Source organism: Cardiobacterium sp., from assembly GCF_057314735.1.
This window is the reverse complement of sequence record NZ_DBHKZK010000017.1, coordinates 1-25,671: the sequence shown is the minus strand read 5'-3', so window position 1 is coordinate 25,671 and position 25,671 is coordinate 1. Positions and strand designations below refer to the sequence as shown.

The following is a 25,671-nucleotide window of genomic DNA, read 5'->3' as shown; positions in this document are numbered from 1 at the left end:
CAGGGATATAAATTCCAAAAAACGTATGCCTTTGCCTGGTTTGGAAAGAGGTCTATTGTTGCCCTGATAGGTGAGCGCACCATAACGGGCATTGCCGCCACGGGTCATGCCACTCACAAATTTTTTATAGGACGTACCACCAAGCGTCAAATTATCGACATTCACCAGTCGCCCTGGCCGAATGCCTTCGACGACCAGCGGCAATTCGACCCCATTAAAGCTCAAAGTATCAAAACTGGGCGCGCTATTGGAGACCGAGCTGCCAAAGGAGCCCTGTTGGGCATTGTAAAAACTCAAATGGCGATAGACATTCTGCCCCGGTTGCGGATGGGGCGCAGGCAGATTCGGATTGGGCTTGGGGTCGGGCGTCAATTGGATATCGCCACCGCCGCCACAACCGGCAAGCAGCAGGGCCAATATCGCACCACCCATCATTTTGACTGGCATGGAAATCTCCGGGAAAGGACAGAATTGCGACGCGGGCATCATCGCCGCGCCTCCGTTTCCGCGGCAGAGCGCGGAAAATCAATGGCATTATTATCGGAACGGCAAGGGATTGGGTCAATATGGCGCAATGGGGTAACGCTGCTTGTGTCCACTTAACTGCCTCAATTTTCTGCCGCTTCCAGCGGATTACCCATCAGACAATTGACGGACAGTTTTTGGTCATTCGGCAAACCCAAAAAAACGGGGCATTGCCCCGTTTTTTTTATACGTCAAAATTCATGCCGCAAGAGCAGTTTGCTCAAATAGCTGTGTTCACCGCCCTGGGTGCGCCAGGAGCCTTTAATTTCGGTATAGGTATGCTTGCTGAAATAATAGCGGTAGCCGAGGTGATATTGCTGCCAGAATTTTTCTTTTTCATAGTCGATCATTTCCCAGCCTGCGCGGAATTTTTGTGAGCCCAGACTGTAATCGAGCGAGGTTGCGGCAAATTCGCCAAACCCGGCGTGGTGCTGGTAATCCAGCGCCCATTCGAGCGACTGTTTTTTGTCCTTGTTTTCAAGGAAGGTAAAGGCGACGGATGCACCCATGATTTCTTTGGTTTTGCCGCCCAGTTCGGTTTCGATGGCGGGAACGCTGGTGGTTTGATAACCAAGGGAAGCGTCAATACCGTTTTTGTTGTAACCAATGGTGGCGTCATAGGCATTGAAGGCGCGGTTTTTGCCGTTTTTAATCACTTCATGCGAGCCGTCGAGGATGCCGTCAATGGCGAATTTGAAGCCGCTGCCGCCGATATTGTCCAAATCGTAGCGGATAACTTTTCCGGGACGCGCCAAACCAATGGCGGCATCGTCAAAAACGGATTTGCCCATATAGCTTTTCCACGCGGTATTTTGCCGCCCCAGCGTCAATTTGCCGAAATCGCCTTTCAGACCGATATAGGCTTCGCGCAGACCATTCAGGCCGCTGCCGTCTTTCGTTTCTTTACTGGTGAGATGGAGATTGAAGAATGCCTGGGTATTGCCACCCAGTGCTTCTGTCGCTTTTATGCCAATACGCAAATGGTCATTCAGATAATCCACTTTGCCATCGTTTTTTTTGCCGCGATCAGTGATTTTGACGCCTTGCGACAGCGAGCCGTAAAGGGTCACGGTGGATTCGTTTTTGTCGCCAGCGGCAAGGGCGGTTTGACCTGCCCATGCGGCAAGGGCGACGAGGGCGATATGGCGTGATTGGCACATAAACAATAATTCCTCTTGTTTGGATTAAAAGCCGCGAGCTTAACGACATCATTGCGCGCCCGCAATGTTTTTTTGCGCCAATAAATGCAGCCATTTTCTTTGTCGCAATCGTGGTGCGAACGTCGGCGAAAATGGCAAATCTGGCAGTCATCTTCATTGCCGTTTTATATCGCTTTCGCTGCCGCCAGATTGGCGCAGCAGCCATGCGCATAAACGGCTACAATGCCGCGCATCAATTGACGTACAGCAAGGAGTTTTCATGGCAGCAGAAGGGGCGGGCGATCTCGTCCGCGTGGTTTCATTATTGGGTGCGGCGGTGGTCGCCGTGCCGCTGTTCAAGCGCCTCGGCCTCGGCTCGGTACTCGGCTATCTCGCCGCCGGTCTCGCCATTGGCCCGTTCGGGCTGCGGCTCGTCACCGATTCGCAGGCGATTATTCATATCGCCGAATTTGGCGTGGTGATGTTTTTGTTCGTCATCGGTCTGGAAATGAAGCCCTCGCATTTGTGGGGGCTGCGCCGCCAGATATTCGGCCTCGGCAGCCTGCAAGTGGTGGTCTGCGCCATCCTCCTCACCGCCGTCGGGATGCTTTACGGCTTCCCGTGGCAGGTGAGTTTTATCAGCGCGGCGGGCTTCGTCCTCACCTCGACCGCCATCGTCATGCAGGTGTTGAACGAGCGCGGCGACATCGCCGCCCCGCGCGGACAACGCATTGTCTCCATTCTCCTTTTTGAAGATTTGCTGATTGTGCCGCTGCTCGCCATCGTCGCCTTTCTCTCGCCGCTGGAGCCCGCCGGCGAAGCGGTACGGCCGCTGTGGCAATCCGCCGCCATTGCCTTCGGCGCACTCGCCGCGCTGGTCGTCGCCGGGCTGTTCGTGCTGAACCCGCTTTTCCGCATCCTTGCCGCCACCCGCGCGCGCGAAGTGATGACCGCCGCCGCGCTGTTCGTCGTCCTCGGCGCGGCGCTGCTGATGGAAGCGGGCGGGCTTTCCATGGCGATGGGCGCGTTCGTCGCGGGTGTTCTCCTCTCCGAATCCTCCTTCCGCCATCAGCTGGAAGCGGATATTGAGCCCTTCCGTGGCCTGCTGCTCGGTCTCTTTTTCCTCGGCGTCGGCATGTCGCTCGATTTGGCCGTGGTCGCGCGTAACTGGTGGCTGGTTCTCTCCGGCGTGGCCGCGCTGATGGCGACCAAAGCGGCGTGCATCTACGCCGTCGCGCGTCTCGCTAAAAGCAGCCATGCCGACGCGCTCGACCGCGCGGTGATTATGGCGCAGGGCGGCGAGTTTGCGTTCGTCCTGTTCTCCGGCGCATTGGGCAAAGGGGTGATTGATGAAACGGTCAACGCCAATATGACGGCGATTGTCGTGCTCTCTATGGTATTTACGCCGCTGATGATTATTCTGCATAACCGTTTTGCGAAAGCTGAAGAAATGGAAACGCGCGCAGCCGATACCATCGAAGAACAAAATCCGATTCTGATAATTGGCATGGGCAGATTCGGCCAGCACATTCAAAGAATGATACAAATGAGCGGATACGGAACCACCATCATTGATTTGGATCCGAAGGTGGTTCAGAACTTTACCCAATACGGCGTCAAAACCCATTTTGGTGATGCCTCACGCCATGAATTGCTCATTGTCGCCGGGATTGAAAAAGCCTGCATGGCTGTCGTCGCCATTGATAACCGCGAACAGGCATTGCAAATTGTCCGCTTTGCCCGCGAGATTAACCCGAACATTAAAATCGTCGCCCGCGCCTTTGACCGCCTCCATACCTTTGCCCTCTATCAGGCAGGGGCGGATGACATTGTCCGCGAAGTATTCGATGCCTCCGTCCGCTCCGGTAAAGGCGCCCTGAAACTGCTCGGCATAAAAAGCGATATTGCCGACAAGATTGCCCATTACTACTTCCATACCGACCGACATGAAATGGTCGAACAGGCGCGGGTGCATGACCCGGCGCTGGGGCCATTCCAAAACCAGCAAATGATCGAAATCTCGCAAGCCTATGACATCAGAATGGCGAACGACATCGCCGCCATCCTGCGCGGTGAAAATGTTGCCCCCGTCGGCAGCGACAACGACACCGACGACGCATAAACCGCACCACCCTCCACCACAAAAAACAAAAAAGGAACCCGTCATGAAGCACAAAACCCCTGCGGCGCTTGCCGCCTGGAACCTCTACCCGCTGACGCGCGACCCGGCAGTCATCGGCTTCCTCGTCAAACACGACGGCGACGACATCCTCGCGCAGGCGCGCGAACTCATCGCGCAAAGCTGGCAGGGGGCGCCCGACCCGGCGCTGGCCACCGCGCTGCAAGACCGCCTGATGGACTACCTCTGGGACAAAAACGACGACGAAAACGGCGAACAGGGCGCGCTGGAGCTGCTCGCAGCGCTGGAATCCCTCTGCCGCGACCTGCTTGGCGGCGGCAGCCGCGCGCTCAAGGCGGCGGAAAACGCGCTCGATTACCGCCTGAACTATCTGGCGGAGACGGGCGCAGACGCGGCCGCCATCGCCGCCCTGCAACGCCAGTTGACGGAACAGCGCGCCGCCCTTGGCAAAGCCCCCGCCGCCCCGCTCGGCAGCGACCAGGAAGCACTGCTGGCGGCATTGGGCGCGCGCGCAAATTGAAACCAAAAAACCCCGCCGAGGCGGGGTTTTTTCTGGCTCACAAATGCCGCAGCAGCTTCTCCTCCTCGGCGCTGGGGGCAAAGGCACGGCCTTCGTAAAAATCCAAAATGGCGGCGATGACCGCGTCGGCGTCATCGACCAGCGTCATCAGCCGCATATCCTCGGCCTTGATGAGGCCGCCGGTGACCATCGTCTCTTCCATCCACGCCAGCAGGCCGCGCCAGAAATCGCTGCCGACGAGAATCACCGGAATCTTGCGGCTCTTGCCGGTCTGAATCAGTACGAGAATTTCCGCCAGCTCGTCCAGCGTGCCGAAGCCGCCGGGCATGACGACGTAGGCATTGGCGTATTTGACGAACATCACCTTGCGCGAGAAAAAGTGGCGGAATTCCAGCGAAATATCCTGAAACTCGTTCGATGACTGCTCATGCGGCAACTGGATATTCAGCCCGACCGACAGCCCCTTGGCGCCCTCATACGCGCCCTTGTTTGCCGCCTCCATCACGCCGGGGCCGCCGCCGGAAACCACGGAAAAGCCCGCGTCCGACAGGCGTTTGGCAATTTCCTGCGCTTGCCGGTACACCGGATGCTCCGCGTGAATCCGCGCCGAGCCAAAAATGCTCACCGACGGCGCAATCACCGCCAGCTTCTCAAACCCCTCGACAAATTCCGACATGATGCGGAACACCCGCCATGCCTCACCCTGCATACCGTGCGCACCATTGTCCGGGTGCAACTCCTTCGGCGGACGCCGTTTGCCCATTAAACACTCCTTAAAAAATTGACAAGCACCCGGGGCGCCCAAACAATAGCGCGCCTGCGGGAAAGCGCGCCATTCTGCCGCAAAGCCCCGCCCACCACAAACGGAACCCCCATGCACCAGCCCGACCCGAACCACCTCGTCGTCCTCGTGGACGGCTCGTCCTACCTCTTCCGCGCCTTTCACGGCCTGCCGCCGCTCACCAACCGCGACGGTCACCCGACTGGCGCGCTGCACGGCGTCATCAAAATGCTCGCCAAACTCTACGACGACCACCAGCCCGCCTACTTCGGCGTCGTCTTCGACGCGTCGGGCAAAACCTTCCGCCACGAACTCTACCCCGCCTACAAGGCGCACCGCCCGCCGATGCCAGACGACCTGCGCGTACAAATCGAACCGCTGCACCGCCTCATCGAAGCGCTTGGCTTCCCGCTCATCATCGAGCCGGGGGTGGAAGCAGACGACGTCATCGGCACGCTGGCGATGCAGGCGCTGGCCGAACACTATCAAGTCGTCATCTCCAGTGGCGACAAAGACATGGCGCAACTGCTCACCCACGCCGACATCACCCTGCTCGACACCATGAAAAACGCCGTCACCACCACCGCCAATATCGCCGACCGCTTCAAAGTGGACGCGCTGCGCGCCGACCAGGTGATTGACTTCCTCGCGCTGGTCGGCGACACCTCGGACAACATCCCCGGCGTGCCGAAAGTCGGGCCGAAAACCGCCGCCAAATGGCTGGCCGAATACCAAAACATCGACAACATCATCGACAACGCCACCAAAATCCCCGGCAAAATCGGCGAAAACCTGCGCGCCGGGCTGGACACCCTGCGCCTCTCGCAGCAGCTCGCCACCATCAACACCGCGCTTGAGCTCAACACCCGCATCGCCGACCTCGCGCTGCAACCGCGCCAGCCGGACAAACTCGCCGCCCTCTGCGACACCTACGAACTCGCCAGCATCAAAGCCCAATACCTGAAAAACAGCGCGCCACCGCCGCCCGCCGCCCCCGTCGCCACCCACTACCGCGCCATTACCACCCTGGACGAACTCGACGCGCTCATCAACCGCCTGCAAACCAGCGACGGCTACGCCATCGACAGCGAAACCGACAGCCTCGACTATATGCGCGCCAACCTCGTCGGCATCAGCCTCGCCCCCGCCCCCGGCGAAGCCTACTACCTGCCGCTGGCGCACCAGTTGAGCGCCAACCTGCCTTATGACGAAGCACTCGCCCGCTTGAAACCCCTGCTCGAAGCGGACGCCCCGCCGAAAAGCGGCCAGCACCACAAATACGACCGCCACATCTTTGCCCGCGCGGGCATCGAACTGCGCGGCGTCAAAGACGACACCATGCTGATGAGCTACATCACCGACAGCACCGCCACCCGCCACAACCTTGACGACCTTGCCGACTACTACTTGAACCACAAAACCACCACCTTTGAAGACATCGCGGGCAAAGGCGCCAAACAACTCACCTTCGACCAAATCCCGCTGGAAACCGCCACCGCCTACGCCTGCGAAGACGCCGACATCACCCTGCGCCTGAAAAACCACCTCGCGCCCAAACTCGCCGCCGCACCGCGCCTCGACGCCCTCTACCGCGACCTCGAAATGCCGCTGGCCGAACTCCTCTACAAAATCGAAGCGACCGGGGTGCGCATCGACCCGGCGGCGCTCGCCGCACAAAGCGCCGAAATCAGCGCACAACTTGCCGCCCTCGAACAGGCAGCGCACGCACTCGCCGGTGCGCCGTTCAACCTCGGCTCGCCCAAACAACTCCAGGAAATCCTCTACGACCAGCTTGGCCTGCCCGTGCTGCGCAAAACGCCGAAAGGCCAGCCCAGCACCAACGAAGAAGTGCTGGCCGAACTCGCCGAAACGCACGGTGCCGAACTGCCGCGCCTCATCCTCGAACACCGCAGCCTCGCCAAACTCAAAACCACCTACACCGACCGCCTGCCCGAACTCATCAACCCGCAGACCGAGCGCATCCACACCAGCTACCACCAGGCCGTCACCAGCACCGGCCGCCTCTCATCGAGCGACCCCAACCTGCAAAACATCCCGGTGCGCAGCGACGAAGGCCGCCGCATCCGCCGCGCCTTCATCGCAGAAGACGGCTGGCAAATCCTCGCCGCCGACTACTCACAAATCGAGCTGCGCATCATGGCGCACCTCTCCGCCGACCCCGGCCTGCTCGCCGCCTTCGCCAGAGGCGACGACATCCACCGCGCGACCGCCGCCGAAATCTTCGGCGTCGCGCCAGACGCCGTCAGCCGCGAACAGCGCCGCGATGCCAAAGCCATCAACTTCGGCCTCATCTACGGCATGAGCGCCTTCGGCCTCGCGCGCCAACTGAACATCCCGCGCGGCCAGGCCGCCGCCTACATCGACACCTACTTCGCGCGCTACCCGAAAGTGCGCGACTACATGGAAACGACGCGCGCGACGGCGAGCAAACAGGGCTACGTCGAAACCCTGCTCGGCCGCCGCTTGTACCTCCCGGACATCAACAGCAAAAACCCGCAGCGGCGGCAGGCCAGCGAACGCCTTGCCATCAACGCGCCGATGCAGGGCAGCGCCGCCGACATCATCAAACGCGCCATGCTCGCCATCGACCGCGAACTGGGCAACCGCGCCGACCTGCGCCTCATCATGCAAGTACACGACGAACTCGTCTTTGAAATCCGCCCGGAAGCCGCCGCCGACCTGACGCCGCGCATCGTCGCGCTGATGGAGCAGGCGATGACCCTCGCCGTACCGCTGATAGTGGACACCGGCATCGGCGCCAACTGGGACGAAGCGCATTAGCGGCTGTTTGTGATTGCTCATAACACGATGATGTTATTCGTAGGGTGGGGCTTGCCCCACCGCCGCAAAACCATCGCCATGCCCCGGACGGTGCGCCAAGGCGCACCCTATGGTGAATTTCGTGCGTAGGGTGTGTGGCGGCGTAGCCGACACGCACGCGTTCTCTTTTTTTCTCCGCCTGCGTGCCTACGGTACACCCTACAAGTGCAGGTCGGGCATAGATGACCGCCCCTGCACGCTATCCGTAGGGTGGGGCTTGCCCCACCGTCGCGAAACCGTCGCCATGCCCCGGACGGTGCGCCGAGGCGCACCCTATGATGAATTTCGTGCGTAGGGTGTGTGGCGGCGTAGCCGACACGCACGCGGGCATTGGGCAGCGGCAAGCAGATGCACGGTGACGCGCTTGATACACCCGCGCAAAACCCCTCGCTATCAAATACTATTTCATCTCATTGCCACCAAACCCATGCGGACAACTGCCGCCGGGAAAGCCGCCACCGGGCGGACGCGGGCGATTGCTCCGCCAAAAGCCGCGCCGTTGTGCTACATTCGCCGCCGCACATTTACTTGAACGAGGCAATCACATGAACTGGTACCAACTGATACGCGAAGACTTTTCCGTGGTGTTTGAGCGCGACCCGGCGACGCGCAGCCGCATCGCGGTGCTAACCCTGCACACCGGCTTCTGGGCGGTGGCGTTTTACCGGATGCAGCACGCGCTGTGGAATCTCGGCCTGCGCTGGCTGCCGCGCTGGCTGTCGCTGGTGTCGCGCTGGATGACCGGGGTGGAAATCCACCCGGCGGTGGTCGCGGGCAGGCGGCTGTTCATCGACCACGGCATGGGCGTCGTCATCGGCGAGACCGCCATCCTCGGCGACGATGTCAGCATTTACCAGGGCGTGACCCTCGGCGGCACCACCTGGAGCGAAGGGCGGCGGCACCCGTCGGTCGGATCGAACGTCATCCTCGGCGCCGGGGCGAAAATCCTCGGCACGGTACACGTCGGCAACCATGCCCGCGTCGGCAGCAACGCGGTAGTGGTGAAAGAAGTCGAGCCCTACACCACCGTGGTCGGCGTCCCTGCGCGCGCGGTGCGGCTGCGCCACGAAGAAGGCGAGCAGTATTCCGCCTATGGCCTCAGCCACGAAGTCATCCCCGACCCCATCATCACCATGCTGGAGCAGCTCAGCGCGCGCGTCGCCAAACTGGAAGCGGAAAACGCCGTGCTGAGACAGCGCCATGACTGACTGGGCGTACTTCGACTACGCCGCCACCGCCCCTTGCGAGCCGCAAGTGACGGCACAACTGGCAGCCGACCTCACCGCGCCGTGGGCGTTTGCCAACGCGGGCGCGACCTACCAGCCCGCGCTTGCCAGCCGCCGCCGCCTCGAAGACGCCCGCGCCCAACTGGCGGCGGTCATCGGGGCGGATGCGCGCGAAATCGTCTTCACCAGCGGCGCGACCGAGGCGGACAACCTTGCCCTCAAAGGCGCGCTCGGCTACCACGGCGTCAAACAGCCGCACCTCGTCACCGTGCAGACTGAACACAAGGCGGTGCTTGACCCCGCCGGGGCGCTGGCAAAAGCGGGGGCGAAAATCACCATGCTGCCGGTCGGCCGCGACGGCCTGCTGGATTTGGACGCGCTCGACGAAGCGCTCGCCACCGCGCCGACGCTGGTGAGCGTGATGGCGGTCAATAACGAAACCGGCGTGGTGCAACCCATCGCCAACATCGCCGCGCGGGTACATCGCGCCGGGGCGCGGCTGCACGTCGATGCCGCACAAGCCTTGGGCAAACTGGCGCTGGACGTGCGCGGCTGGGACGTCGATATGCTGAGCCTCTCCGGCCACAAAATCGGCGCCCCGGTCGGCATCGGCGCGCTTTACGTGCGACGGCTGCCGAAAATGCGCCTGCAAGCCCAACAACACGGCGGCGGACAAGAACGCGGCCGCCGCTCCGGCACCTCGCCCGTCGCCCTCATCCGCGCCTTTGCCCTCGCCGCCGACATCGCCGAACGCGCACGCGAGGCGCGCTGGCAAAGCGTGGCGGCATTGCGCGCGACGCTGCTGGCCGGGCTACCTGCGACGATGCACACCAACGTGCCAGCGGAAACCCCGCAAGTGCCGCACATCGTGAGCATTCACACCGGACGCCCCGCGGCCGACGTCTTGCGCGCGGCAGATGCCGCCAGACTGGCGCTGGCGGCAGGCTCGGCGTGCAGCGCCTCCGACGAAGGCTCGCACGTCCTGCGCGCGATGGGCTTGAGTGATGCGGCGGTGCAAAGCGTGCGCGTCAGCCTGTCGCATCGCACAACGGCGGCGGAAATCGACCGCCTTGCCGCCTTTTTGCGCGACAGCGCGGGCGATTAAGCACGCGGCCACAACCGGAAAAACCATGCCCACCTACACCGTCAGCCAATTAAACGCCCACGTCCGCGCCCAGCTCGAAAGCGACTACCGCGACCTCTGGGTTGAAGGTGAAATCAGCAACCTGAGCCGACCCGCCTCCGGCCACCACTACTTCACCCTCAAGGACGACGCGGCGCAAGTCGCCTGCGCGCTGTTCAAGGGCAGCACCTACGGCCTGAAACTGCCCGCGCGCGACCTTGCCAACGGCCTCGCCGTGCGCGTGCATGGCCGCGCCACCCTCTACGAACCGCGCGGCAGCTACCAGCTCATCCTCGACCAGATAGAGGCGGCGGGTATCGGCGCGCTCGAAGCCGAACTCAAACGCCGCCGCGAGCTGCTCGCCGCCGAAGGCTGTTTCGATGCGGCGCGCAAGCGCCCCATCCCGCCCGACCCGCGCCGCATCGGCATCATCACCAGCGCCAGCGGCGCCGCCATCCATGACGCGCTCACCACCCTGCGCCGCCGCAACCCGCTCGTCGGCGTCATCCTCTACCCCTCGCTGGTGCAGGGCGAACACGCCCCGGCGCAGCTCATCAGCCAAATCCAAGCCGCCAACCGCCGCGCCGAATGCGACACGCTGCTGCTCATCCGCGGCGGCGGCAGCCTCGAAGACCTGTGGGCGTACAACGACCCCGCGCTCATCCGCGCCATCGCCGCGAGCCGTATCCCGGTCATCAGCGGCGTCGGCCACGAGACTGACGTCACCCTTGCGGATTTGGCCGCCGACCTGCGCGCGCCGACGCCGACTGCCGCCGCCGCGCACAGTTGCCCCGACCTTGCCGGACGGGCGCAAACCCTCGCCCATCTCGCCGACCGCCTGCGGCAGGCGGCACGCCGCCAACAACAACAGCGGCAACAACATCTGCACCACCTCGCCCACCGCCTGCACCAACAAAGCCCGCAACGGCAAATCCGCACCGCGCAACAGCGCGCCGACCAGCTCGGCGAACGCCTGCACGCCATCGCCCACCGCCGCTGCCAGGGCGAACAGGCGCGGTTGCGCGTCCTGACGCAGCGCCTGTACCAACAAAACCCGCAGCGGCACATCCAGCGCGCGCAACAGCACACCGGCCAGCTCGGCGAACGCCTGCACGCCGCCACCCGCCGCCGCTGCGAGAGCGAACAGGCACGATTGCACGCCCTGATGCAGCAATTGCACCAGTTAAGCCCGCTCAACATCCTGCAACGCGGCTACGCGCTCGCCAGCAACGCCGACGGCAAAACCCTCACGCGCAGCGACGCCGTCCAGCCGGGCGAAAAAATCAGCGTCCGCCTCGCCGTCGGTCGCCTGCACTGCACCGTCAACCGCCGCAGCAAAACCTGATTGCCGTAAGGCGCGTTTGCCATGCCACAAGAGATGTTTGCCATAAATGACCGACCTGCGACAGCGCGTTCGTAGGGTGTGTGGCGGCGCAGCCGACACGCACGCGGTGAAAACAGGGAACACGTGCGTGCCTGCGGCACACACCCTACAAAGACAGCGATGCAAATCGGGCTTTTATGCCCAACGTTTTTTGATGTCAGCCATAAATGGTCAACCTGCGACAGCGCGTTCGTAGGGTGTGTGGCGGCGCAGCCGACACGCACGCGGGATTTTTTGCACCAGCGTAGAAAACCGCGTCGCAACAGCATTCAAAACGACGTATAGCCATCCACCCCGTCAATCACTGACCCGCAGCACCTCGCACAACGCCCGCAGCGCGGCCGACACCTGCCGGTTCGGATAATACAAAAAGAAACCGTCGTAGCGCGGCAGCCAGTCCTCCAGCAGCGGCCGCAGCCGCCCGTCGGCGAGGTAATCGCGGCAAAACACATCGAGCGCATAGGCCAGCCCCAGCCCGCGCGCCGCCGCATCCAGCATCAATTCCGGGTCGTCCAGCACCAGCGCGGACGGCACGCCGAGGTCAAACGCCTGCCCGTCGCGCACAAACTCCCAGCGGTACAGCCTGCCGCCGCCCAACTGACGAAACCCGATACAGCGATGCGCCGCCAAATCCTGCGGCGACTGCGGCGCCGGATAACGCGCCACATAATCCGGCGCGGCGACAATCACCGCCTGCACCGGCGGGGTGATGCGCACCGCGACCATATCGCGCGCGACGCTGCCGCCGAGCCGCACCCCAGCATCAAAACCGGCGCTGACAATATCAACAAAGCCGTTATCGGCGGCGATGTCGAGCTGCACCTCCGGGCAGCGTTCCATGAAGGCGCGCAACTGCGGCAACAGCACGCAGGAAGCGATACCACGCGGCACGGAGAGGCGTACCCGTCCCGCCGGATGTGCGCGGAAATCATTGACCGCCTCATCCGCCGCCTCCAGCGTCGAAAGCGCCGGCGCAATCCGCGCGAGCAGCGCTTGCCCCGCCTCAGTCAGCGCCACACTGCGCGTCGTGCGGTGGAAAAGGCGCACACCGAGCCGCGCTTCCAGCGCGCGCAGCCCGTGCGATACCGTGGACGGCCGCAAATCGAGGCGCGCCGCCGCCGCACGCAAACTGCCTTCCTCGGCAATCGCCACAAAAATCGCAAAATCCGCAAAATCACCTGCTCGCATTGATGGCTCTCCGGCAACAAGGCATACAACAAAACGGGGCTTATGCTAGGGGCTGTTTACAATTCGTTTTAAACGCCGCCGCTACGCGATTTTTCACACCCCCTCCCCGGGTTCCCTTGAAAAAGGCATTCGCCTTTTTCAAAGGGAGCCCCGACCCTCCCCCGCTTTGCAGGGGAGGGAGATTCAAATTGTAAACACGCCCTAGCTTTGCCGCTAAGCGCCATAACCCGCAAGCGCCGCGCCGAGCGCCTCTATCGCCACCCGCACCCGCGCTGGTTGCTCGCGGTTGAGCGTAACCAGGTATATCGGGCGGGGGGCGAGGTGCCAGTCGGGCAGAAGCTGCACCAGTTTGCCCTGCGCGAATTCTTGCCCGAATTCGGCGCGGGAGCGCACGCCGATGCCGAAGTGGTTGAGCAACAGTTCTTTGGAAAGCAGGCTGTTGTTGCAGAGCAGGCGCAGTTTGGGGGTGAGGCGGATGTCGCCGTGTTCGGCGTGGCGGAACAGGTAATCCGGCGGCTGGTAGTCCAGCCATTGGTGCGCGTATAAATCCTGCGGCGTGGTAATTGGCGGCTTGTCGGCAAGGTAGGCGGGCGTGGCGCAAAGCACCATTTCCGCGTCGAACAGTTTGCGCGCAATGAGCTGCGGGTCGTTCAGCGCGTGCATGCCGCCGCGAATGGCAATGTCGATGCGCTGCTGGTAGAGGTTGCTGAAGCTGTCATCGACGTACCATTCGATATTGAGCTCCGGGTATTGCGCGAGCAGGGTTTTCAGGCTGTCGGCGAGCGGGATGCCGCAGACGGAGGAAAAGGTGGCGATGCGCAGCGTGCCTTCGATGTCTTGCTTTTGCTGTTCCAACACCTGATGCGCGCGTTCCGCCCCGGACAACATTTGCAAACACGCCTGATAGAAAGCCTCGCCGGCATTGGTGGCGGCAAGGCGGCGGGTGGTGCGGTTTAGCAGTTTGATTTTGTGCTGTTGTTCAAGTTTGCTGATGGCAAGGCTGACGGTGGAGGTGGTTAATCCCAGCTGTTTTGCCGCCTGCTGCATCGATTGTTGCTTGATGACTTCGGCGAAAATCGCCATGGCGCGGAAATCGTGCATTGTTTGAGATGTTCAAATAGTGTTTTGCCGATTGTCCGGTTTTTCCGGGGGAAACGCCAGTCTACAATGCGCGCCGTTGTCGCAAGCAAGGAATCAAGATGGAAAAAACCTTACCGCCAGCGCTGCAAAATCATCGCGGTTTTGCCCGCTCCTTCCAGCCCGGCAAGCTGACCCTCGGCCTGATTGCGCCGTTTATGGGCTATGCCGATTCGCCCTTCCCCGACATGACTGACTTCAGCGCGTTGGTCAAGCAAGCCGATAACAGCGGCCTCGGCGCGCTGTGGGTGCGTGACGTGCCGTTTTATGACCCGAATTTCGGCGACGTCGGTCAAATCTATGACATCACCGCCACCCTCGGCTATTTGAGCGCCATCACGGCAAACATCACCCTCGGCTCGGCAGGTTACGTCTCGCCGTTGCGCGAGCCGATTTTGACGGCGAAAGAGGCTGCGTCCATCGACCAATTAAGCGGTGGGCGTTTTGTCCTGGGGATTGCCGGTGGCGACCGTCCCAGCGAGTACGCGGCGTTTAACAAAGACTTAGACAACCGCGCCGCGCGTTTTCAGGAAAACTGGCAAACCATCCGCCGCCTGAGCGAGCAGGCCTTCCCGCAATTTACGACCGAACACGGCGGTCGCTTCCTCGGCAATCTCGACCTCGTCCCCAAACCGGTACAGAACCGCCTGCCGATGCTGACAGTCGGCCGTGCGCGCCAGGATTTACGTTGGATTGCCAACGAATCTGACGGCTGGCTGTGGTATTCCGCCGACCTGCCGCATCTGCGCGCGCTGCTGGCGGAGCTGGAACGCCTGAACGAAACGGGCATCTGGCGCCCCTTCGGCACCTGCAATTTCGTCGAACTGCTGGAAGACGCCAACGCGCCGCTGCAAGTGTTCAACAGCATTTACCTGCGTGGCGGCAGCAAGGCGCTTGCCGATTTCTACTCGCAGCAGGCGGAGGAGGGCGTGGCGCACATCATCGCCAACCTCAAACCGACCCGCCGCCCGTCGCTGGAGACGATGCAAGACTTCCTCGAAAACATCGTGCCGCATTTTCAAGCTAACTAAGGAGCAACCATGCCACAAAAAATCCTCATCCTCGGCGCTGCCGGGTAGATTTCCCGCAAACTCAGCGCCGCGCTATTGGCGCAGACCGAGGCGCAACTCGTCCTCTACGGCCGCGATTTACACAGCCTGCTTGGCGAAGTCGCAAGCGACCGCGTCGTCATGAAAGAAGGCAGTTTACAAGACCGCGCCAGCCTTACGGCGGCGATGCAGGGCGTTGATGTCGTCTATCTGAACGCGATGGAGCACGCCACCGACACGCAGGCGGTGGTAGATGCCATGCAGCAGGCGGGCGTGCAGCGCTTTATCGGCGCGAGCATGGCAGGCATCGAAAACGAAGTGCCGCAAGGCTTGCGCGACTGGACCAAAGCCAACCTGCCGGCGAGCTATATCGACGGCGAACACCAATCCGCCGCCATCATCAAAGCCTCGCCGCTCGATTACACCCTGCTGCGCCTGACCTAGCTTTACGACGACGCCACCCAAGGCAAAAACTACGAACTCGTCCCCAGCGGCGAACCCTTTGCCGATGCCGAAGTCTCACGCGAGGCGGTGGTGCAGGCGATTATCGAAATTCTCACCGCCATGCCGCCGGAAAAATCCAGCCGCACCACCTTTGGCGTTGGCCAACCCGGCACGCATTACGACAAGCCTTCTTTTTATTGAGCGACCGCGAGTCAGGCGCGGGATTGTTCAGAACACTATCTTTACGCAAAAAGCGGCGTAGCATGCGCCGCTCATTCTTTTTTAGGCAATGGAGGGAAGATGAAAATTCTGATTTTTGGCGCGAGCGGCATGGTTGGCCAAGGCGTTTTGCGCGAATGTTTGCAGGCGGCGGATGTAACGGCGATTACCGCGCTTGTGCGCGCGCCGCTGCCGCAACAGCACGACAAATTGCAGCAGCGTATCGTCGCCGATTTGCCGCAGGCAGATTTGTCCGATTTGCGCGATTTTGATGCCTGCTTCTATTGTCTGGGCGCGAGCAGTTCCGGCAAAAGCGAGGCGCAATACCGCGCGCTGATGCAGGCTTTGCCGCTATCGGTTGCAGAAAAATTGCGCGACGGCAATCCGCAGCTGACCTTTGTTTTTGTTACCGGCGGCGGCGCGGATGCGACAAGCAAAACGATATGGGCGCTGGTGCTGGGCGAGAGCGAGCAGCGCTTGCAGTTGCTTGGCCTGCACCGTGTCTTTTCCTTCCGCCCTATGTTGATTCAGGCGTATAGGACAAAAAAGGAGCCAAGAATCGCTGTAAGCCTTATGCTGCAAGGCTTTAAGCGGGGTCAAAGGCTTTGAACACAAAAAATGCTTTTTCTGCGGCTCAAAGCAGATCAAAAAAGATGGCTGGCAAAATGGCAAGCAACGATATAAATGCAAGGCTTGCGGCAAACGTTTTGGCGGCGGCAAGCGCCTTCAAAACGACGAGCTTTGGGCAGCTTATAGCGCAGGCAAACAAACGGCCGCGCAGCTTGCCAAGCAGTATGGATGCAGCAGCAAAACCATCTATCGCCGCCTTCGCAGTGTGCAAATCAGGGAGCGCTACCCGCTGCCCGAAAAAGCCAACATCATCATGGATACCACATACTTCGGGCGCAGTTTCGGCGTGATGGTGCTGATGGACAGCATCAGCCAACAGGCTCTGTCCGTCGATGAAGTCAAATACGAAACCAACGCCCTGTATGGCGCGGCGCTGAACGAGCTTCGGGAAAAAGCCTTGAGAAACAAAGCATTGCCTGCGACGGGCGAAAGGGATTACTACAGATGTTTCCCGAGATTCACGCGCAGCTATGCCAGTTTCACCAGGTCAAAACCGTCAGCCGTTATCTGACACGTAACCCGAAAACGGCGGCAGGCAAGGCGCTGTGGCGACTGACGCTCACCCTGAAGGACAGCGGCAAGACAGCGTTTCAAGACGCGCTGCAGGCATGGTTTGAGCAGCATGAGGGCTTGCTCAACGAACGAACGGTCAACGAGGAAACCGGCAAGTTCGCACTACACGCACAAGACGCTGAGAAGCGCGTATTTGAGCCTGAAACGGAACTTGGACTACCTGTTTACCTTTGAAGCGTATCCCGTTTTGGGCATGTGCAACACCACCAATTTGCTGGATGGGCGCTTTGCCGACTTAAAGCGCAAATTGGGGTGTCATCACGGGATGAAAAGAGAGAATAAAATCAAGTTTATAAAGGATTATTTCGCCATGCCTGACGATGGATAGCTCCTTTTTTGTCCTATACGCCCGTTATGACAAACTCAAGCGAAATTATCTCAGTACGGTTCTTTTGGGGGGCATCATGGTCTGGCTGCCGCTATGAGTGAATTGTAAACAGCCCCTAGCGCATCGCGCCGCCTAAGATGTGCTTAAACCCCTCACGGAGCCAAACATGAAAACCCTCGTCAATCTCTTTCACCCACATCTCGACAAATCCACCGTGCACCGCAGTTGGGCGCAGCGCCTCGCGCAAGAAGCGGACATCACCCTGCGCGACCTCTACGCCCTCTACCCGGACGGCAAAATCGACGTCGCCGCCGAACAGGCCGCGCTGCTCGCGCACGACCGCCTCGTCTTCGCGCATCCCTTCTACTGGTACAGCACGCCGCCCTTGATGAAACAATGGCTGGACGACGTCCTCACCTACGGCTGGGCGTATGGCGCGGGCGGCAACGCGCTTGCCGGCAAAGAATGGCTGTCGCTTATCTCCACCGGCGGCCCGGCGGACTCCTACCAGGCGGGCGGCTACAACCGCTTCTCGATGAGCGAGTTCCTGAAACCGCTGCAACAAACCGCGCACCTGCTGCAAACCACCTTCCTGCCGCCGTTCATCTTCCACGGTGCGGTACAGGCAACGCCGGACGCGGTCGCGCAATCGGCGGATGCCATGCTGGCACACGTCCGCGACCCGCTGCTCGATCCGCAAAAACGCCTCGCTGCGCTGCTGGGCGAGATGGATGCGGAAGGGGTTACGCTGTAAACAGTTCGCCCCAATATAGCCATCCACCGAAAGTTTCAGACAAGGCGCGCCGCTGAAGACAGTACGCGGTTGTACGGCGAAGCGGCGCAACACAGTATGAGGCTTTCGGTGGATGGCTATAAAAAGCGGTGCTTTCAGGCACCGCTTTTGGTTACCTCGCGCAGCGTCTGCAACACCGCCGCCGCATGTCCGGCGACCTTCACCTTGCGCCACTGCCGCACCACTTCGCCCTGCGGGTTGAGGAGAAAGGTGCTGCGCTCGATGCCCAGATACGTCTTGCCGTAGTTGTGTTTTTCCTTGATGACATCAAAGGCGCGGCAGAGGATTTCCTCCGGGTCGCTGACCAGCTCGAAGGGGAATTGCTGTTTGGCGCGGAATTTCTCGTGCGAGGCGAGGCTGTCGCGCGAGACGCCGACAATCTGCGCACCGAGCGCGGTGAAATGGGTGTGCAGCGCGGCAAAATCCTGTCCTTCCGTGGTGCAGCCGGGGGTGGCGTCTTTCGGGTAAAAATAAAGCACCGTCCATTGCCCGCGCAAACGGTCGGCGGAAAAGGGCGCGGCAGCGGTGCTCATCAGGCTGAAATCTTGCGGCAAATTCATGTTTATCAACTCCGTAGTCATCGGGCGGGCGCTTGATTTTAGCATCCTGAAGCGCATAACATTGCCGCTTCATTTTTACCCGGAAATCGTATGTTTAGAGGTTCTATCGTCGCCTTGGTGACGCCGATGCACGACGACGGCGCAGTCGATTGGAACGCCCTCGCCGCCCTGATTGAATGGCATTGCACGAGCGGCACCGATGCCATCGTCGCCGTCGGCACCACCGGCGAATCCGCCACCCTAAGCCCCGCCGAACACAAGGCCGTCATCCGCTTCACCGTGGACAAAGTCGCCGGACGCGTGCCGGTGATTGCCGGTACCGGCGGGAATTCCACCAGCGAGGCGATAGACCTCTCGCTGGCCGCTTACGATGCCGGCTGCGCCGCCACCCTGCAAGTCGTCCCCTACTACAACAAACCGCCACAACGCGGCCTCTACGCCCACTTCAAGGCCGTCGCCGACGCCGTGCCGATGCCGCATCTGCTCTACAACGTCCCCGGCCGCACCTCATGCGACCTGCTGCCCGACACCGTCGCCGCGCTGGCCGAAATCCCGAACATCGTCGGCATCAAAGAAGCGAGCAACATGGCGCGGATGGTCGAACTGCGCGCCGTCTGCCCGGCAGGCTTTGCCATCCTCTGCGGCGAAGACGGTCTCTCTGCCGAAGCGCTATGCAACGGCACCGTCGATGGCGTCATCTCCGTCACCGCCAACCTCGCGCCGGACATCATGCACGACATGGCCACCGCCGGCCTTGCGGGCGAACACAACCGCTGCCACGCGCTCAACGACCGCCTCGCGCCGCTGCACGAAGCGATGTTCTACGAATGCAACCCGCTGCCGGTCAAATGGGCGCTCTACCGCCTCGGCAAAATTGACGTGGGCATCCGCCTGCCGCTGGTGCCGCTCGCGCCCGACGTACAAACCCGCGTCGAAGCCGCGCTGCGCCACGCCCAACTCCTCTAAACCCTCGCGAACCCCATGAAAACACACATCCTGCCCCTCCTCGGCGCCGCCCTGCTCATGACCGCCTGCAGCAACACCAGCCTGCGCGACGCCATCCCCGACCGCCGCCCCGATTACCGGCAAAGCAACGTCAGCCGCCAACTGGAAGTCCCGCCTGACCTGAGCGGCGGCACCCTCGACGACCAGCTCACCGTGCCGGACATGAACCCGGCCAGCGTCGCCAGCTACCGCGCCTACAGCCAGGACAACGCCATCCGCGACAAACGCGGCTTCATCGAAGTGCTGCCGCAACTCTACGGCGTACAAGTCATCGAACAACCCGGCACCCTGCCTTACATCCTCGTCTCCGCCGACACCTCGACCACCTGGAGCGCCGTCAAAAAATACTGGGAAAACAACGGCATTCGCCTGCGTACCCAGGAGCCCGCCATTGGCCTGATGGAAACCGACTGGCTGGAAAACCAGTCCGACCTGCCGCGCACCGGCTTCAGCGGCCTGCTCGACAACCTCATCAAACTCACCCACGACAGCGGTACCCGCGACCGCTACCGCGTCCGCTTCTCACGCGAAGGCGACAAAACCGGCGTCAGCATCGTTTACAGCCAGGCCGAAGAAAAAGCCGTGCGTGATCTCAACAGCAAAGACCCGCAAGGCTTCCGCTGGAGCCAGACCGACAACGACAACCCCGAACTCCAGCTCGAAATGACGCGGCGCATCGCGCTCTTTGTCTCCGCCGAACTGCGCCGCCAGCACGAAGTCAGCCAGCAGCACGCGGGTGAAGGCGACCTCACCGGCGGCGCGGTCAACGGCGTACGCGCCCAACTCACCACGGCGGGCGGCCGCCCGGCGCTCACCATCCAGGGCAACTACGGCCAGGCATGGCGCGTACTCGGCATCGGCCTCGACAAGGCGAGCTTCTCCCTCGAAAAACAGGACTACAAAAGCGGCACCTACCAGGTGCAATACCTGCCGCAGAGCGCCGAAAAAGTCCAAAAAACCGGCTTCTGGTCGCGCCTGTGGGGCAACAAAAAACCCCAAAACACGGACAACGCACCGCGCTACCTCATCCGCCTCTCCGACCAGGGCAGCCGCAGCATCGCCGTCGTGCAAACCCCGGACGGCAAGGCCGCGAGCGACAAAGAAGCCCGCGCCTTGCTCGAAACCGTACAGAGCGCGCTGTAACACGCCGCATCACACACACCCACAGGGTGCGCTCCGGCGCACCTTCTTTATAGCCATCCACCGAAAATTTCAGACAAGGCGCGCCGCTGAAGACAGTACGCAGTTGTACGGCGAAGCGGCGCAACACCGTATGAGGCTTTCGGTGGATAGCTATAATCCCCTTAACCCAACAAGGAAACCCACATGAACCTCAACACCCCCGCCGAACGCATCGCCGCGCTGCGCGCCGCAATGAAAGCCGCCCACCTCGACGCCTGGATTGCGCCGTCCGCCGACCCGCACCTCTCCGAATACATTCCCGAACACTGGCAGACCCGCCGCTGGCTCTCCGGCTTCGACGGCTCCGTCCCCACCCTCATCATCACCGCCGACCGCGCCGAACTGTGGGCGGACAGCCGCTACTGGGAACAGGCAACACAACAACTCGCCGGCAGCGGCGTCGTCCTGCAAAAACTCGGCTTCGGCAAAACCCACATCGACAGCCTCGCCGAACACCTCGCGCCAAACAGCCGCGTTGGCGTCGCCGCCGATATGCTCTCGCTTGCCGCCAAGCGCCAGCTGGAAGCCGCCTTCGCCGCGAAACACATCACCCTGGATACTGCGCACGACCTGATTGACGCCCTCTGGCAAGACCGCCCGCTGCTGCCGCAAGCGCCCGTTTACCCGCACGACCCGGCGTACATCAGCGAGCCGACCGCCGCCAAACTCGCCCGCGTCCGCGCCGCCATGCACGAACACGGCGCGACGCACCACCTCATCTCCAGCCTCGATGACATCGCCTGGCTCACCAACCTGCGCGGCAGCGACGTCCCCTACAACCCGGTGTACCTCGCCTTCCTCCTCATCGACGAGCGCAGCGCCACCCTCTACCTCGACGAGCAGAAACTCGCTCCCGCCGCGACCGCCGTCCTTGCCGCTGCTAACATCACTACCGCCCCCTACAGCGCGATTGGCGCGGCGCTCGCCCGCCTCGATGGCCGCCTGCTGCTCGACCCGGCCAAAACCGCCATCAGTACCCTCGCCGACCTGCCCGCCACCGTCGCCCTCATCGAAGACACCAACCCGTCCTTCCTCTACAAATCCTGCAAAAACGAACGCGAACTGGCGCACACCCGCGAGGCGATGATTGCCGACGGCGCCGCCCTCTGCGGCTTCTTCGCCGAACTCGAAGCCAAACTGGCGGCAGGCGAAGCACTGACCGAACTCGACATCGACCCGCTGCTGGAAAAACACCGCAGCCAGCAACCGCAGCACATCAGCGCCAGCTTCGGCACCATCGCCGGCTACAACGCCAACGCCGCGCTGCCGCACTACAGCCCCAGCGAAAAGAACCACAGCCGCATCACCGGCGACGGCCTGCTCCTCATCGACTCCGGCGGCCAATACCAAAACGGCACCACCGACATCACCCGCGTCATCCCCGTCGGCACGCCCAGCGCCGCACAAAAACGCGACTACACCCTCGTCCTCAAGGCGCACATCGCCCTCGCGCAAATCACCTTCCCGGACGGCATCGCCGCCCCCTTGCTCGATGCCATCTGCCGCGCACCGATGTGGCAAGCACACTGTGACTACGGCCACGGCACCGGGCACGGCGTCGGCTATTTCTTAAACGTGCACGAAGGGCCGCAAGTGCTGTCGTACCGCGCGCCGGTTCACGCCCACAGCGCGATGAAAGAAGGGATGATTACCTCGAACGAACCCGGCCTGTACCGCCCCGGCCAATGGGGCATCCGCATCGAAAACCTTATGGCAAACCGCCGCGTCGAAAGCCCGCAAGAAAGCGACTTCGGCGACTACCTCTACTTTGAGACCCTCACCCTCTGCCCGATTGACACCCGCCTGATAGAGCGCGCGCTGCTCACCGACGCGGAAGCACAGTGGCTGAACGACTACCACGCCACCGTGCGCGACAAACTCGCACCACGCACCACGGGCGCGGCGCGAGAATGGCTGGAGGCCAACACCCGCCCCATCTGAACCGCAAAAAAGCCCGCTTCAGCGGGCTTTTTCCTGCACGGTGCTTTTCTTTTACCTGTAGGGTGGGGCTTGCCCCACCGTTCCAAAGCGTCCCGTTAATGGTGGGTCAAGCGCCACCCTACCCATTTACATACACCATAGCGGGGAAGGTGTATGTAAATGCCTCTGCACCATTTCTTGACAACCAAAGCCCGCAGCCGCGCCATTTCCCTATTCACCAAAGCGCATCCCGCATACAATCCGGCACATTTCCACACCCCAAAGGAGAGCCCATGAACCCCAAAACCCTGCTTGCCATCCTCGTCCTTGCCGCAACGACCGTCGCCCACGGCAAAAGCTGCGAGGAAATAGAGAAAGAAGTAAAAACTGCATTTGAGGAAACCAAAAAGCTGCAGGATAGTGACTTTAGAAACCGTATTAGTGGCGAGGAATACGAAGCCATCTATAAAAAAGTAGGTAATATTATTGCCCAAAATGCCGAAGAAAGCTGGGAATGCCATTTCTCCGAAGTTTCCGATGATTTGACCATAACTACCAGTGAAGACAAAAAATTCCGCACCTACAACTGGTTTGATTATGGCAGTGGCACAATGCATTATGACTATGGTCTTTGGCAATACCGCGATGCCAAGGGCAATACCCATACAATGGAGCCTTATGAGGGTCTGGAATTTGAAGAAGACCTGAAATGGCGCCAAGGAAATTATGTTACAGGCGTTTACCGCGCCGACTTGGGCGACAAGGGTATTGCCTACTTTCTGGCAGAAGGCAATCATTTATCCACCATGTTGGTAAGCGGACAAGTGGAGCTTCTACGTATTATTGGCAATAAAATAGAGCGGGCACCACGCATCAAGAAAACAGATTTGTTTGAACCTTTTTATGGCTGGCGTTCTTACAATGAGGAAACCTATAGCTTGGGGTTTTCATATGGCTTTGAAAGTGTTCTCGACAATCCTGCACTGAATGATCACCGCGAGCGCATTTATTTCGCCTACGATGATGCGACCAAAACGCTCTCTTACCCTCTAATTGTTAGCGACAGAAAATATTCTGACGGCAAAATGCTCGAAACCCGCGTGGAATACCGCTTTGACGGCGATTATTTTATCCGTGTCGATAATTATCCGCTGCTCACTGCGCTTTACCGCATTGAGCCTTCATTAACGCTATTCCTTTTTGCCGCCACCGACCAGCCGCTGTGCATCACCAATCACAAACCTTGCTGGTTCATGGAAGTCAATGCCAAAGAAGATGTCTGATTTATGCAAGCCATGTCTTGAGTGACAGGAAAAAGCGCCCGCAAAAAAGCCCGCTTCGGCGGGCTTTTTCCTGCACGGTTCGCCCCCTCCCCCTGTGGGGGAGGGGACGGGGGTGGGGTTACTGGCGACACGCACGATGTTTTTTACAGACTCACGTTTATTCTCCAAAGCCTCAATACCGTGTTGCGTCGCATCGTACAATGCCTTGTGAGGATTGCCATAAAATCCCTCCCTGACACACCACCCGCCGAACCCCGCGACAGATGAAACTGCAAATATTCACCCTCGCCCTCACGCTCGCCCTTGTGGCACAAGGCGAACCGCTGACCCCGCCTCACATCGGCGCCGCCGTCAATGCCGACGAAACCCTGCTGGTGACCACCCGCAACCGTACCGCCACCATCTGGCATCTTGCCAACGGCGAAAAACAACACGAAATGACGCCGCCACCCGCCTGGGGCATACCCCGGTTGGGCGAAAGCATCCAGGATGCCCTTTTTGACCCGCAAAACCGCTGGCTGCTCATCTGGTCGGATACCCTCTATTTCCATGACATCAACAGCGGTACCTTGCAGCGCAAAATCGAAACGGGCGCCGCCCCGTCCGGCATGGGCAAACTCTGCCTGTCGCCCGACCGCGCGTGGCTGGCAGGCACACGCCGCAAATTCCTGCGCCGCATGACTGACGGCGAACGCGCCCCGTTTTTTGGCAACGACTACCACCGCGACATCGTCACCGATTGCGCCTTCACTCCGGACAACCACCTGCTTGCCCTCTCCTTTGCCGGTGTGCACGGGCGGCCGGACAGCCTGCGCCTCCACCAGACAGACGGCACCATTGCCGCCGAAATCCATCCCGCAGGCGCCACCGGCGCCCTCGCCCTGCATCCCGACGGCCAGCACTTCGCCCTCTCCGCCTACCGCGCCATCAGCCAGGAAAACGTGATACACCTCGGCACCATTCGCCCGCTGCACATCAGCCAAACCCTGCCTGCGGGACATCCCGGAGAAAACACCGCACTGGTCAGCCTGGCCTGGTCTGCCGACGGCACAACCCTCTACGCGGGCGGCACGCACCATGATGCGGACGGCAACTACCCGCTCATCCTGCTGCAAGCGGAAAACCCCGCCGCGCCCCGCTACCTGAAGGCAGGCACCGCCTGGATACAAAAAATCATCCCCCTGAAAAACGGCAGAATCATCGTGGCGACCGCCAACGAATGGCTGCTGCTGGACGAAAACGGCACCATCGAACAACGCCATCACATCGCCCCCCCGGAACGCCCCGTGGATACCTCGCGCACCCGCTGTTTCTGACAACCCCCCCCACCCGCCATGATTCCCCGCTTCATCCCCGACCGCGACCACCCCGCCACCCGTATCTGGTACAACGAGCACCGCAACCATACCGGCGCAGCGCAACTGCTCATCGCGGCGACGCTGGCCCTCGCCTGGTTCATCCTGCACCAGCCCGCCGTCAGTGTGAACGGCAGCACCTTCCACCCCTATGAGCCCTACTTCTGGTACGCCTGCCTGCCGCTCACCCTGCTCCTCTGCCATTACCCGCTTTGTCTGCACTTCCGTCATCCGCCCGCGCTCATCTGCGATACGAACGGCCTCAGTGTGTTAGCCATCCACCGAAAGTTTCAGACAAGGCGCGTCGCCGAAGACAGTACGCTTTT

General features: G+C 61.2%; 24 protein-coding genes and 1 pseudogene. 19 read left to right on the top strand and 6 right to left on the bottom strand.

The features are described 5' to 3' along the window. Together ACO54Z_RS01970 and ACO54Z_RS01965 are read right to left on the bottom strand one after the other, a co-directional pair. A pseudogene (locus tag ACO54Z_RS01970) lies at positions 1 to 447 on the bottom strand (hypothetical protein); the annotation flags it as partial. A gap of 269 nt (positions 448 to 716) precedes the next feature. Continuing rightward, complete coding sequence (locus ACO54Z_RS01965; protein WP_485995501.1) at positions 717 to 1,685, bottom strand: porin; 969 nt, start codon at positions 1,683 to 1,685, stop codon at positions 717 to 719. 259 nt (positions 1,686 to 1,944) lie between these two features. Between ACO54Z_RS01965 and ACO54Z_RS01960 the strand changes: the two genes are divergently transcribed. Together ACO54Z_RS01960 and ACO54Z_RS01955 are read left to right on the top strand one after the other, a co-directional pair. Then, positions 1,945 to 3,786: a monovalent cation:proton antiporter-2 (CPA2) family protein gene (locus ACO54Z_RS01960; RefSeq protein WP_485995500.1), complete on the top strand. Its 1,842-nt coding sequence runs from the start codon at positions 1,945 to 1,947 to the stop codon at positions 3,784 to 3,786. A 43-nt stretch (positions 3,787 to 3,829) separates the two neighbouring features. Beyond that, positions 3,830 to 4,324 (top strand): hypothetical protein, encoded by a 495-nt coding sequence (locus tag ACO54Z_RS01955; RefSeq protein WP_485995499.1) that lies wholly within the window; start codon positions 3,830 to 3,832, stop codon positions 4,322 to 4,324. 37 nt (positions 4,325 to 4,361) lie between these two features. Here the strand turns inward: ACO54Z_RS01955 and ACO54Z_RS01950 are convergent, their stop codons facing one another. Then, positions 4,362 to 5,033, bottom strand: a complete 672-nt coding sequence (locus tag ACO54Z_RS01950) for an LOG family protein (RefSeq protein WP_485995504.1) — start codon at positions 5,031 to 5,033, stop codon at positions 4,362 to 4,364. 165 nt (positions 5,034 to 5,198) lie between these two features. On the opposite strand from ACO54Z_RS01950, the gene polA reads away from it, so the two are divergent. The 4 genes from polA (at position 5,199) to xseA (ending at position 11,640) form a co-directional block, all read left to right on the top strand. Beyond that, positions 5,199 to 7,907 carry a DNA polymerase I gene (polA, locus tag ACO54Z_RS01945; RefSeq protein ID WP_485995498.1) on the top strand — a complete coding sequence of 903 codons (2,709 nt, stop codon included), beginning with the start codon at positions 5,199 to 5,201 and terminating at the stop codon, positions 7,905 to 7,907. A 584-nt stretch (positions 7,908 to 8,491) separates the two neighbouring features. Beyond that, positions 8,492 to 9,154, top strand: a complete 663-nt coding sequence (gene cysE / locus ACO54Z_RS01940) for a serine O-acetyltransferase (RefSeq protein ID WP_485995497.1) — start codon at positions 8,492 to 8,494, stop codon at positions 9,152 to 9,154. Beyond that, on the top strand, positions 9,147 to 10,277 hold the full coding sequence (locus tag ACO54Z_RS01935; protein WP_485995496.1) for a cysteine desulfurase family protein: 1,131 nt from the start codon (positions 9,147 to 9,149) through the stop codon (positions 10,275 to 10,277). The genes cysE and ACO54Z_RS01935 overlap by 8 nt, the downstream gene beginning before the upstream one ends. A gap of 25 nt (positions 10,278 to 10,302) precedes the next feature. After that, positions 10,303 to 11,640, top strand: coding sequence for an exodeoxyribonuclease VII large subunit (gene xseA, locus ACO54Z_RS01930; RefSeq protein WP_485995495.1), 1,338 nt, complete (start codon positions 10,303 to 10,305; stop codon positions 11,638 to 11,640). A 336-nt stretch (positions 11,641 to 11,976) separates the two neighbouring features. Here the strand turns inward: xseA and ACO54Z_RS01925 are convergent, their stop codons facing one another. Further along, entirely contained in the window at positions 11,977 to 12,867 is an 891-nt protein-coding gene (locus ACO54Z_RS01925) for a LysR family transcriptional regulator (RefSeq protein WP_485995494.1), read from the bottom strand. Positions 12,868 to 13,080: 213 nt separating this feature from the next. Further along, positions 13,081 to 13,950 (bottom strand): LysR family transcriptional regulator, encoded by an 870-nt coding sequence (locus ACO54Z_RS01920; RefSeq protein WP_485995493.1) that lies wholly within the window; start codon positions 13,948 to 13,950, stop codon positions 13,081 to 13,083. Between the two features lie 116 nt (positions 13,951 to 14,066). On the opposite strand from ACO54Z_RS01920, the gene ACO54Z_RS01915 reads away from it, so the two are divergent. The 7 genes from ACO54Z_RS01915 to ACO54Z_RS01885 all read left to right on the top strand — a co-directional run bounded on the left by ACO54Z_RS01915 (position 14,067) and on the right by ACO54Z_RS01885 (position 18,001). Further along, on the top strand, positions 14,067 to 15,035 hold the full coding sequence (locus ACO54Z_RS01915; RefSeq protein WP_485983647.1) for a TIGR03571 family LLM class oxidoreductase: 969 nt from the start codon (positions 14,067 to 14,069) through the stop codon (positions 15,033 to 15,035). A 48-nt stretch (positions 15,036 to 15,083) separates the two neighbouring features. Continuing rightward, positions 15,084 to 15,497 carry an NAD(P)H-binding protein gene (locus ACO54Z_RS01910; protein WP_485995503.1) on the top strand — a complete coding sequence of 138 codons (414 nt, stop codon included), beginning with the start codon at positions 15,084 to 15,086 and terminating at the stop codon, positions 15,495 to 15,497. A gap of 90 nt (positions 15,498 to 15,587) precedes the next feature. Further along, complete coding sequence (locus ACO54Z_RS01905) at positions 15,588 to 15,698, top strand: saccharopine dehydrogenase (RefSeq protein WP_485995492.1); 111 nt, start codon at positions 15,588 to 15,590, stop codon at positions 15,696 to 15,698. A gap of 99 nt (positions 15,699 to 15,797) precedes the next feature. Beyond that, positions 15,798 to 16,325, top strand: a complete 528-nt coding sequence (locus ACO54Z_RS01900) for a Rossmann-fold NAD(P)-binding domain-containing protein (protein ID WP_485995491.1) — start codon at positions 15,798 to 15,800, stop codon at positions 16,323 to 16,325. A 34-nt stretch (positions 16,326 to 16,359) separates the two neighbouring features. Continuing rightward, a complete protein-coding gene (locus ACO54Z_RS01895; RefSeq protein WP_485995502.1) occupies positions 16,360 to 16,857 on the top strand; it encodes a hypothetical protein in 498 nt (165 codons plus the stop codon). Next, the gene (locus ACO54Z_RS01890; RefSeq protein WP_485995490.1) at positions 16,791 to 17,093 is read left to right on the top strand and encodes a hypothetical protein; all 303 of its coding nucleotides are present in this window, start codon (positions 16,791 to 16,793) and stop codon (positions 17,091 to 17,093) included. Before ACO54Z_RS01895 ends, ACO54Z_RS01890 begins: the two co-directional genes overlap by 67 nt. 320 nt (positions 17,094 to 17,413) lie before the next feature. Beyond that, the gene (locus ACO54Z_RS01885) at positions 17,414 to 18,001 is read left to right on the top strand and encodes an NAD(P)H-dependent oxidoreductase (protein ID WP_485995489.1); all 588 of its coding nucleotides are present in this window, start codon (positions 17,414 to 17,416) and stop codon (positions 17,999 to 18,001) included. A gap of 134 nt (positions 18,002 to 18,135) precedes the next feature. Here the strand turns inward: ACO54Z_RS01885 and ACO54Z_RS01880 are convergent, their stop codons facing one another. Then, complete coding sequence (locus ACO54Z_RS01880; protein WP_485995488.1) at positions 18,136 to 18,600, bottom strand: peroxiredoxin; 465 nt, start codon at positions 18,598 to 18,600, stop codon at positions 18,136 to 18,138. A 90-nt stretch (positions 18,601 to 18,690) separates the two neighbouring features. Here ACO54Z_RS01880 and dapA point away from each other — a divergent pair, with 90 nt between their 5' ends. The 6 genes from dapA to ACO54Z_RS01850 all read left to right on the top strand — a co-directional run. Continuing rightward, on the top strand, positions 18,691 to 19,566 hold the full coding sequence (gene dapA / locus ACO54Z_RS01875) for a 4-hydroxy-tetrahydrodipicolinate synthase (RefSeq protein WP_485995487.1): 876 nt from the start codon (positions 18,691 to 18,693) through the stop codon (positions 19,564 to 19,566). 15 nt (positions 19,567 to 19,581) lie between these two features. Continuing rightward, complete coding sequence (bamC, locus tag ACO54Z_RS01870; RefSeq protein WP_485995486.1) at positions 19,582 to 20,748, top strand: outer membrane protein assembly factor BamC; 1,167 nt, start codon at positions 19,582 to 19,584, stop codon at positions 20,746 to 20,748. Between the two features lie 183 nt (positions 20,749 to 20,931). Further along, complete coding sequence (locus tag ACO54Z_RS01865) at positions 20,932 to 22,728, top strand: M24 family metallopeptidase (RefSeq protein WP_485995485.1); 1,797 nt, start codon at positions 20,932 to 20,934, stop codon at positions 22,726 to 22,728. Between the two features lie 272 nt (positions 22,729 to 23,000). Continuing rightward, positions 23,001 to 23,990, top strand: coding sequence for a hypothetical protein (locus ACO54Z_RS01860; RefSeq protein ID WP_485995484.1), 990 nt, complete (start codon positions 23,001 to 23,003; stop codon positions 23,988 to 23,990). 263 nt (positions 23,991 to 24,253) lie between these two features. Then, positions 24,254 to 25,306 (top strand): WD40 repeat domain-containing protein, encoded by a 1,053-nt coding sequence (locus tag ACO54Z_RS01855; RefSeq protein ID WP_485995483.1) that lies wholly within the window; start codon positions 24,254 to 24,256, stop codon positions 25,304 to 25,306. Positions 25,307 to 25,324: 18 nt separating this feature from the next. Beyond that, a partial coding sequence (locus ACO54Z_RS01850) for a hypothetical protein (RefSeq protein ID WP_485995482.1) occupies positions 25,325 to 25,671 on the top strand: 347 nt, incomplete at its 3' end.